The 10002-nt window shown below is 63.5% G+C and carries 10 protein-coding genes; 6 read left to right on the top strand and 4 right to left on the bottom strand.

Annotated elements, in window-relative coordinates; translation table 11 throughout:
• On the bottom strand, positions 1-884 hold an 884-nt coding region (ribB, locus tag HU729_RS23850; protein WP_186711732.1), incomplete at its 3' end, for a 3,4-dihydroxy-2-butanone-4-phosphate synthase.
• A gap of 77 nt (positions 885-961) precedes the next feature.
• Between ribB and HU729_RS23845 the strand changes: the two genes are divergently transcribed.
• Positions 962-1255, top strand: coding sequence for a DUF1330 domain-containing protein (locus HU729_RS23845; protein WP_186711731.1), 294 nt, complete (start codon positions 962-964; stop codon positions 1253-1255).
• A gap of 66 nt (positions 1256-1321) precedes the next feature.
• Here HU729_RS23845 and HU729_RS23840 read toward each other — a convergent pair whose 3' ends face one another.
• The 3 genes from HU729_RS23840 to HU729_RS23830 all read right to left on the bottom strand — a co-directional run bounded on the left by HU729_RS23840 (position 1322) and on the right by HU729_RS23830 (position 5048).
• Positions 1322-2734: a cytosine permease gene (locus tag HU729_RS23840; protein ID WP_186664254.1), complete on the bottom strand. Its 1413-nt coding sequence runs from the start codon at positions 2732-2734 to the stop codon at positions 1322-1324.
• A 342-nt stretch (positions 2735-3076) separates the two neighbouring features.
• Complete coding sequence (locus HU729_RS23835) at positions 3077-4243, bottom strand: MFS transporter (RefSeq protein WP_186711730.1); 1167 nt, start codon at positions 4241-4243, stop codon at positions 3077-3079.
• Complete coding sequence (locus HU729_RS23830) at positions 4236-5048, bottom strand: alpha/beta hydrolase (protein WP_186711729.1); 813 nt, start codon at positions 5046-5048, stop codon at positions 4236-4238. The genes HU729_RS23835 and HU729_RS23830 overlap by 8 nt, the downstream gene beginning before the upstream one ends.
• Before the next feature lie 123 nt (positions 5049-5171).
• Here HU729_RS23830 and HU729_RS23825 point away from each other — a divergent pair, with 123 nt between their 5' ends.
• The 5 genes from HU729_RS23825 (at position 5172) to HU729_RS23805 (ending at position 9970) form a co-directional block, all read left to right on the top strand.
• Entirely contained in the window at positions 5172-5678 is a 507-nt protein-coding gene (locus HU729_RS23825; RefSeq protein ID WP_186664260.1) for a MarR family winged helix-turn-helix transcriptional regulator, read from the top strand.
• A gap of 25 nt (positions 5679-5703) precedes the next feature.
• Positions 5704-6642: a LysR family transcriptional regulator gene (locus HU729_RS23820; protein WP_186711728.1), complete on the top strand. Its 939-nt coding sequence runs from the start codon at positions 5704-5706 to the stop codon at positions 6640-6642.
• A gap of 299 nt (positions 6643-6941) precedes the next feature.
• The gene (locus HU729_RS23815; protein WP_186664264.1) at positions 6942-7874 is read left to right on the top strand and encodes a TauD/TfdA family dioxygenase; all 933 of its coding nucleotides are present in this window, start codon (positions 6942-6944) and stop codon (positions 7872-7874) included.
• Entirely contained in the window at positions 7871-9355 is a 1485-nt protein-coding gene (locus tag HU729_RS23810) for an AMP-binding protein (RefSeq protein ID WP_186711727.1), read from the top strand. Before HU729_RS23815 ends, HU729_RS23810 begins: the two co-directional genes overlap by 4 nt.
• Positions 9356-9370: 15 nt before the next feature.
• The gene (locus tag HU729_RS23805) at positions 9371-9970 is read left to right on the top strand and encodes a thermostable hemolysin (RefSeq protein WP_186711726.1); all 600 of its coding nucleotides are present in this window, start codon (positions 9371-9373) and stop codon (positions 9968-9970) included.
• Positions 9971-10002: the final 32 nt, after the last annotated feature.

Below are 10002 nucleotides of genomic sequence, written 5' to 3'. Positions count from 1 at the left end.
TTGGCAAGGACCACCACCACCCCGGCGCCCTCCGCCGCGACCCGCTCCAGCGCCGCCCACAGCGTCCAGTTGGCAGGGCCTGCGTATTCGGCGCCGACCAGGTCGCGCAGCGGATCGATGACATGCACGCGCACCAGCGTCGGCTGCTCGCGGCGGATGTCGCCCATCACCATCGCCATGTGCACGCCACCTTCGATGCGGTCCTCGAAGGTCACCAAGCGGAAGGTGCCGTGTACCGTTGGCAGCTCACGCTCGCCGATGCGCCTTACGGTCTGTTCGGTGCTCAGGCGATAGTGGATGAGGTCGGCAATGGTGCCGATCTTGATACCGTGGCGCTCGGCGAACAGTTCCAGGTCCGGGCGGCGGGCCATGGTGCCGTCGTCGTTGAGCACTTCGACGATCACCGAGGCCGGTGCGAAGCCTGCCAGGCGTGCCAGGTCGCAACCGGCTTCAGTGTGTCCGGCGCGGGTCAGTACGCCGCCTTCGCGGGCGCGCAGGGGGAAGATATGGCCAGGCTGGACCAGGTGCTCGGGGCGGGCGTCCGCGGCCATGGCTGCAGCCACGGTCCGCGCGCGGTCGGCGGCAGAGATGCCGGTAGTGACACCGCTGGCGGCCTCGATCGATACGGTGAAGGCCGTGCTGAACACGCTGCCGTTGGTCGGCACCATCTGTTCGAGGTCCAGGCGTTGGCAGTGTTCGTCGGTCAGGGTCAGACAGATCAGGCCGCGTGCTTCGCGGGCCATGAAGTTGATGGCATGCGCGTCACAGCGCTCGGCGGCGATCAGCAGGTCGCCTTCGTTCTCCCGGTCTTCGTCGTCCACCAGCAGCACCATCTTGCCCTGGCGGTAGTCTTCGAGAAGGTCTTCGATGCTGTTGAAAGCCATGCTGCACGCTCACTGTGGTCAGGTGATTTTTATGGTATACCATAATACACAAATAACCCTATACAGGAGATCGACGGATGAAGGCTTACTGGATCGCCCATGTGGACGTCACTGACCTGGAGCAGTACCAGCAGTACACCCAGCGAGCGCCAGCGGCGTTCGTGGCATTCGGCGGGCGCTTTCTGGCCCGGGGAGGCAGGAGCGAGGCGATGGAAGGGCGGGCGACGCCGCAGCGCAACGTGGTGATCGAGTTCGACTCGTATGAGCAGGCGCTGGCCTGCTATCGGTCGGATCTGTATCAGGAGGCGTGCCGCTATCGGCAGGGGGTGGCCAAGGCCGAGGTGATTATCGTCGAAGGGTTCGAGCCGTAGAGGTGTTCCGATTCATCCGCGAAAAAACCAGCTTGCCCTGCACAAGTGCAGGGCAAGCGCGTTGCATCAATGTCCGGCAGCGAGCTTGGCGCCCATCTGACGGCGACGGTAGACGCTGTCACGGCTGGCCAGCCACCAGTACAGCGGTGTGGTCACCGCCAGCCCGACCAGCCACGACAGGTCGGCACCATTGATGTGTTCCGATACCGGGCCTACGTACAGCGGCGTGTTCATGAACGGAATCTGCACCACGATCCCGACGGCGTAGGCGATCAGCGCCTGCGGGTTGTAACGCCCATAGATCCCGCCGTCGACCTTGAAGATCGACTGGATGTCGTACTCGCCCTTGTGGATGGCATAGAAGTCGATCAGGTTGATCGCGGTCCACGGCACCAGCACGACCAGCAGCACCAAGACCATGTCGACGAAGTGACCGATGAAGTCGGACGAGGCGAAGACTGCCACCACGCTGCACGCGGCCAGCACGATCAGCGAAAGTACGGCGCGGGTCTTCGCGGTCGGGATCCAGCGATAGGCGAAGGTTTGCACCAGGGTGATGATCGACAGTACCGCACCATACAGGTTGAGCGCGTTGTGGCTGATCACACTGAGCAGGAACAGCACCAGCATCAGCGGGCCAATGGCGCCGGTGGCCAGCTTTACGGCGTCCATGGTGTCCATCCCGGCGGGGATCGCCAGCACGGCGACTGCGCCGAAGATGAACGACAGGCTCGAACCCAGGGCTGAGCCCAGGTAGGTGGTCCAGAAGGTCGACGACACTTTCACATCGGCCGGCAGGTAGCGCGAGTAGTCCGACACGTAAGGGGCGAAGGCGATCTGCCACAGCGCTGCCAACGACACAGTGGCCAGCCAGCCGGAGATGTTGAAGTTGCCACGGGTCAGGAAGTCATCGCTCTGCACGTGGGTGAAGATATAGCCAAAGCCCACCACGATGCCGATGCCCAGCACCCAGGTGCCGATGCGGTTGAGCACATGGATGAAGCGGTAGCCGATGATGCCAATGATCCCCGAACCCAGGGCGCCGATGACGATGCCCACTGGCACGGGCACGCTGTCGACCACACCGTGCAGCGATTTGCCCGCCAGCACGATGTTGGAGGCGAAGAAGCCGATGTACATCACCCCTGCGATCACCACCACCAGCAGCGCGCCGAGGGTGCCGAACTGGGCGCGGCTCTGGATCATCTGCGGGATGCCCATCTGCGGGCCCTGGGCCGAGTGCAGGGCCATCAGCACACCACCGACCAGATGACCGACCAGGATGGCGACGATGCCCCAGATCAGGTTCAGGTGGAACAACTGCACGCCCAGGGCGCCGGTGACGATGGGCAGCGGCGCGATGTTGCCGCCGAACCACAGGGTGAACAAGTCCTTTACCTTTCCATGGCGGTCTTCGGGGGGCACGTATCCGATCGTGTGTTTTTCTATGAGAGGTGCCGATGTGGCTGCGCTGGTCATGACGGACTCCAAGGCAAGGATGGGCACTTCAAAGGTGCCCGGATGCGCGTCGGCAAAAGGCGACGCTTTCTTGTTGGAAGCGATCATGGGGCGTGGGCGCAGATGGATAAAGTAGTAAATATGTGCTCATGAACGTTAAAAAAACTAAGTTCGCGAATGGGGCACGGTAGACCGTCGCAAAGGCTGTGCCACTGGGCTGCAGCGCGCACGGGACGGGGTAGGCAGGGGGAGGTTGCGGCGCTTTTGCACCAAAAGAGTGCCTATGGTGCGCTGGTGGGGCGGGTCAGGAAAAATCGGGTAGGGCGTCCGGGGCGCTGGAGAGCGCCCCGGAGTCGAGGAGGGTCAAGCCTGGGCCGCGACCGTTCGCGGGGTTACCGGCCGGAGCAGGGCGCTCAAGGCAAGCAGCAGTACAGCGCCACCCGCCATGACGGCCCAAGCCCAGTGCAACGAGCTGAACTCGTCACGCACCAGCCCGGCCACCACCGGCATCGAGGCAGCAATCAGGTAGCCACCCCCTTGCACGAAGGCCAGCAGCGACCCGGCTTCGGTCGGTGAGCGTGCATGATCGAGGGTGACGATCAGCGACAGCGGGAACAACGCACCGATGCCCAGCCCCAGGCACAGGATGGCCAAGGCGGCCAGTTGCAGCGGCGCCGCCATCAGGCAGGCCAGCCCGCCGATCAGTAGCAGGATCACCAGCGCCAAGGGTTGGCGGCGATCCGGGAAACGGTGAATCAGCGCCGACACCAGCAAACCGGCGATGACCTCGGTGATGGTCAGTGCGCCGAGCAGGTAGCCGGCACTTTTCGCTGTCCAGCCCAGTTCGATGTAGAAGGGCGGCAGCCAGGCGAGCACCAAGGTGTACGCCCCGGTGCCGATCCCGAAGAACACCAGCAGCAGCCAGGCCCGGCCACTGCGCCAGGGCAGGCCGGCCGCCGTGGGATAGGCATGCACGTTGCCTGCGGCGAGCAGCCAGGCGATCAGCGCAATCATTGCCGGAATGGCGGCATAGCCGAGAGTGAGGTTCCAGCCCAGCTTGCCCGCGCTGGGAGCGGCAATGGCGGCGGCGATGGCCGCACCGCCCATGATCCCCGTGGTGAACAGCCCCATGAGCATCCCTGCGCTTTGCGGATGGTTGCGCTTGATGAACGCGGGCATCAGCGACTGGATCACGGCAATGCCGACGCCACCCACGGCAGCGCTGGCGATCAGTGCAGAGGACGATTCGACGTAGGTGCGTACCGCACAGGCTGCGGCAATCAGCGTCATGCCGATGGCCACGCCCTTGACCTCGCCGAGCAGGCGCAGCAGCCAAGGGCCGGCGAGGGCGAACAGGCCCATCATCATCACCGGCAGTGTGGTCAGCAAGCCGCCCTGGAAGTTGCTCAGGCCCAGGTCGCGTTGCAGCAGATCGAGCAGCGGGCCGACCGAGGCCATGATCGGTCGCAGGTTGATGCCGACCAGAATCGCCAGCAGCACTACGCTGGCCTTGGAGGGTGTGTCACCCATGTCGCTGTTGCTCCTGCAGGAAACCACTGAGTGCCCGGTTGAAGGCCGGGGCATGGGAAACGTTGAAGACATGGCCGTCGCCTGGAAAAGTGATGAGCTGGGCGTGAGCAATACGTCTGGCAATGGCCTCGGCCTCGCCAGGTGGGCTGATGCGGTCGCCGTCGGCGGCAAGCACCAGGGTGGGTGCCTGGATGTGTGACAGTCGATCGCTCGGGTCGTAGGTTTTCATACCCTCGCACCAGTTGGTCTGGCAGCGCGCCCGTTGCATGGCAGCCTGGGCATGCCAGGCCTGGTAGAGGCTCTGTCCTTGGCTGGAGGCGGCGAAGGAACTGCCGACCAGTTGCGGCCATGTCGTCTTGAAGCGCTTCAGGCAGCCGTCCGGTTGGCAAAGGTTTTCGACCCACTCATCGAGCTGGTGATGGCGCGCGGAGCTGTTCATGCTGGCGAAGGTCGCGGCCACTACCAGTTTGTCCACGGCATCTGGGTAGGTGCAGGCCAGTTCCAGGGCAATCATGCCGCCCAGCGAAAGCCCGATCAGTTGAGTGCTGGCCAGCCCAAGGTGATCCAGCAATGCGATCAGCTCCTGGGCTTGCAGGTGAGGCGTGATGTGTTCCGGCGCATTGCTGGACGCGCCATGGCCGAGCAGGTCCGGTACGATGACGCGATGGCCCAGGCGCAGCAGGGCCCCGACCTGGTCCGTCCAGGCGCGGCCACTGTTGCCCAGCCCGTGCAGGAGCAGGGTGGGGGTGCCGGCCCCGGCGTCAAAGTAGTAATAGCGATTTCGGTTGTGTTCGAAGAACGCCATGTTCCCTCCCGATTCATACCTCGTGCATATCAAGATAACTTAACGTTAAGATACTTGGAAGGTGCCGGGGTACGGCAGGGATGTGGCCCTTGGGGAGTTCATGGTGAACGGACGGTTATGCCAATGAAAGATCATGTCGATTTCGTCGTCGCGCAATGGGCGCAGGCGATGCCCTCGGTGGACGCTTCGTCCATGGAGGTCTTCGGGCGCATGGCGCGCCTGCAGAAACACCTCGAGCGCCGACGTTGCGCGGTGCTCGATCAATACGGTTTCAAGGAAGGGGAGTTCGATGTCATGGCGACCTTGCGCCGCTCCGGCGCACCGTACCAGCTGACCCCGACCGAGCTGTACAACTCGTTGTTGATCACATCCGGGGCGATGACCAATCGACTGAGCCGCCTCAAGGAGGCGGGCATGGTCGAGCAGATCCACGACCCTGCCGACAAGCGCAGCTACAAGGTGGCGCTGACTGCAGCCGGGCTTGCGGCCATCGAAAAAGCGGTTTTCAGCCACACCGACTTGCAAAACCAGTTCCTGGCACCGCTGCTGCCCGAGCAGCGCGAAGCCCTGGCGCAAATGCTCAAACTGATGCTGGCCAAGCTCCCCGAAGACGTCGATCCCATCCCATGAACATGATGACCCAGGAGGCCCCTGCATGCTTCACAGCAATTACCTGAAGCAGCTGGACCTGCAAGACATCGTGGTGTTTCTCAACTTGCTGGAATATCGCAGTGCCAAGCGCACCGCCGAACTGATGAACGTCAGCCAGCCCACGGTGAGCTACTGCCTCAAACGCCTGCGCGGTTGTTTCGACGACACCCTGTTCGCCTCCTCGCAGGGTCTGCTGCAGCCAACCGCCAAGGCGGAAAAGATCGCACCCTACCTGCGCGTGGTGATCGAGTCGGTCAACCGCTGCGCCGAGGATGATCCTGCGGGCGATGGCGTCACAGCCCCCAGGATCTGGCGTCTGTGCGCGCCGGAATACTTCGAGCTGGCCTTTCTGCCCCAGGCACTGGCGACCTTGTCGCGCAGCCATGCCAACACCTCCCTGCACCTCGATCGGCTGAGCCGCGACCTGCCGGTGGACCGGTTGATTTCCGGTGATATCGACCTGGCCATCGGTTTCGGGCCGAGTTACCACCAACTGCACCCCGAGCTGCAATGGCAGCCGGTGCTCAGCGACGGTTTCGTCTGCCTGACCAGCCAGCGTGGACTTGCGCTGGACGGGGCCATGAGCCTGGATGAGTTCTGTGCCTCGGCGCATGTCTTCCCCACACCGTGGATCTCGGAGAAGAACATGGTCGACAGCTGGCTGGAGAAGATTGGTCGCACGCGCAACGTGCTGGTGCGGGCGAACGGCTACCAGGCCTGCGTCAACATCCTCACCGCAGTCCCTTCGACCGTCGCCTTGCCAGCGCGCCTGCTGCCCCACCTGCGCATCCCCGAGGGGGTGAGGGTGTGTCAGCCACCGATGGGGTTTCCGGTGTTCACGGTGGACATGATCTGGTCGCGGGACCGGGGGCTGGGTACGGATGTCGCCAGTTTGCGCACGTTGATCCAGGACGTGGCCGCAGAGTTGCTCCGCGCTGGGTGAAACAGCTTTTTTGACACGGATTGCAGGCGCTCAGGATGAGTGAACATTCAGTGGTTACAGGGCTCTTTAGGGCCTCTTCGCGTCAAGCCATGCCTATTGGCACCTCTTCCTCGGGGGCGAGGGCCCGCGCCCGGACAACGCCTTCCCCATGTGCGTTCCCTCGCACGCACGCACTTTTAATTTTTCATCATGGCTTTAGGTTTCTTAAAACCAGCATCCACGACATTTCCCCTAACGTGTTTGCGTCAGGCGGCGGACGGCCTGCCTGTCTGTAATCCATTTCCCAAGGAAGATGTCAGATGTTGGCCCACACTCACGCGAAAGTTCTACCCTTCTACCGTCATCCCACGCCGTGCTATGGCTTTGAATGTGTCTATGCCGTCGAACCGGGACTGCGCGTCTTCGATTCGATGAGCACTGCGGCACTCTATGAAGATTTGGCCCACAGCGGTGCGGTGATCTACCGCGACTTCAGCGACTCGCTCGAAGACTTCAACGACTTCGTCAGCGCGCATTCCTCCCGGGTCACCTTCGATCCGGCGCGCAAGGCCGCCACGGCCAACACCGCCGAGATCGAGGCAGGCGTCCACGAGATGGGACTGCACCGAGAAAACGGTAATTTGCCGTTCAACCCCGACCTGCAGTGGTTCTACTGCCTGGAAGCGGCGTCGGTTGGCTCCGAGACCACGCTGTGCGATGGCGAGCGGGTGCTATTCGACCTGTCGTCGAAAACCCGTAAAAGCTTCGAGTCCCGTGCCATTCGCTATGCGCGGCGCATTCCCTGGCACAACGTGCGGCGCTTTCTGAGCATCGAGCTGCAGTTGCCGATCGACAGCATCACCGACGAGCACCTGCAGCAGGTCAACGACCAGGTGGCCGGCCAGACCTACCGTCGCATTGACCAGAACCTGATCGCCTCCGAACTGGTGATCAGCGCGGTGGAAACCAGCTGCTTCAGTGGTCGCAAAGCCTTCTGCAATTCGATGCTCGGCCCCAGCGTCAATTACGAGCCGCCACGCATCACCTGGGCCGACGGCGAGGAGATCGCCCTTGAAATCTGGGACGAGATCAAGGAAGTCACCGCCCGTAACACCTACAGCCACTTCTGGAAGAAGGGCGACATCGTGGTCATCGACAACACCCGCGTGATGCATGGCCGCCGTCGCCTCGACGATATCAGCCGACGCATCTTCGGCGCCCAGAGCTACCGCATCGGGGGTAACGGCCAATGATCAGCCAGAAAATGCAGCACTACCTGACCACCAGCACGGACCGCGTGGTGATCCGCGAGATGCACGGGCGCGACTACACCCTGCATGGCCTGCGCGATGACGTCGAACGCCTGGCCCAGGCACTGCAGGCTCGGGTCGGCAACTGCGAGCGCAAGGTGTTCGGTATCGCGATGCGCTCATGCTACGAGTGGGTGTACACCCTGCTGGCGATCCAGAAGGTTGGTGGTGTGTTGCTGCCGGTGCCCATCGAATTTTCCGACGATCAGATCAGTAGCCTGCTCGGCAAGGCCGCCGCCGTGTTCGTCAGTGATGAGCCGACCGCCCGGCGCCTGCAGCGGATCCTGCCAGACAAGCCCAGCTTCATCCCCCGGCAATTGATGACCCGGTCCACGGACACGCCCTGGGCCCAGGACGACGAACTGATCCCCGCGGGTATCGTCTCGGTGATCCACACCTCGGGCACCACCTCCAAGCCCAAGGGCGTGATGATTCGCGACGCGGCCGTGGGGCTGCTGGTCGATAACGTGATGAAGCGCCTGCCGCAGCAGCCGCTGCATTACTTCTCGATCGTGCCGATGAGCCTGCTGATCGAACAGGTGCTGGGCGTGTTCATTCCGATCCTGTCCGGCGGCACCCTGACGCTGATGCCCGAAGGTGTCACCGAGTACGGCGCGGCCAGCGGCAATGCCCGTCATTATCTGGAGCTGATCGCACCTAACCGGCCCAACTTCCTCTACCTGCCGCCCAAGCTGCTGGAGGAGGCCAACCTGCTGCTCGAACAGGGTGCCACTGTCGAGCAACTGTTCGGCCCAGCCAGTCCGCACATCATCACCGGCGGTGCGAAGATCCCGGCCACCGTGCTCCAGGCCCTGGATGCCCGAGGCGTGCAAGTGTTCGAGGCCTACGGGCTGAGCGAGAACTCCTCGATCATCTCGCTGAACTCGCCTGCAGAACGGCGTATCGGCTCGGCTGGCAAGCTGCTCGACGGCATCGAGCCCAAGCTGGTCGACGGCGAGTTGCTGGTGAAGACGCCGACCCTCTGCGCGGGTTACTACAACGCCGACGACACGGCCTGCGACCTGTCCGACGGCTACCTGCACACCGGCGATATCGCCGAGTTCCGTGACGGTTTCCTGTACATCACCGGGCGCAAGAAGCACGTGATCATCCTCTCGACGGCGCGCAACATTTCGCCTGAGTGGGTGGAGAACGTCTACAAGGAGAGCGCGCTGGTCGACGACATGATCGTCATGGGCGAGGGGCGCGACGAGCCGTGTGCCATCGTCCTCAGCACCGCAAGCCCCGCCAGCGTGCGGGACGAGATGGCGCGCCTGGAGCACCGCCTTGCCGACTTCGCGCGGGTACGACGGGTCGAGGTGGTCGAGGACATTGCCGCGTTTCGTGACCAGTTCTACACGGTCACCGGACGACCGCGGCGCGCCGAGATCGAAGCGCGATTCATCGATCAACTGTACGCCTAGGACGGGACGTCGCCCATGTACATCGTGCGCAATTTCTACAAGGGTCGCCCCGGCTACCGCTGCCTGCAGGAGGCGGTGCGTGGCCATTACCTCAAGCACTACGACGCAACGCCCGTGCCGCAGCCCGACCTGTTCGCCTGCCTGACCGGCTCGACCGGCGGGGCGCCAGGCTACGCCTGTGCCGGCATCAGCTACGGCGACTCCGGCAAGCTGTTCAGCGAGTACTACCTGGACCATGCGCTGGATGAACGCTATGCCATCGACCGTGCGCGTATCGCGGAGATCGGTGCTTTCGCCTCGTTCCAGAGCGGCAGCGGCGCCGGCAAGTACCTGCTCGACAACGTGATCCGCACCCTGGCGCTGCGCAACTTCGGCCTGGTGGTGCTGACCGCCACGCCACAGGTCCAGCAGCTGCTGGCAGCGATCGTCGACAACCTCGACGACCTGGGTCTGGCCGATCCGCGTCGGGTAAAGGACCCCGGTGTCAACTGGGGGACCTACTACGACCAGGCACCGCGCGTACTGGTTTCACGCCTGTCCTCGCCCAGTGCCTGGCTCAAGGCGCCGACACCTTCCATCCCGCCACCGCAGTTCGCCCACCAGGCGTCTGTCTGACCCATGTGCGTGCCGGGCGCTTCGCTGCCCGG

Origin of the sequence: Pseudomonas sp. RW10S2, assembly GCF_014268985.1 — a bacterium.
Taxonomy (GTDB): Bacteria; Pseudomonadota; Gammaproteobacteria; order Pseudomonadales; family Pseudomonadaceae; genus Aquipseudomonas; species Aquipseudomonas wayambapalatensis.
This window is presented reverse-complemented; position numbering and strand designations above follow the sequence as displayed.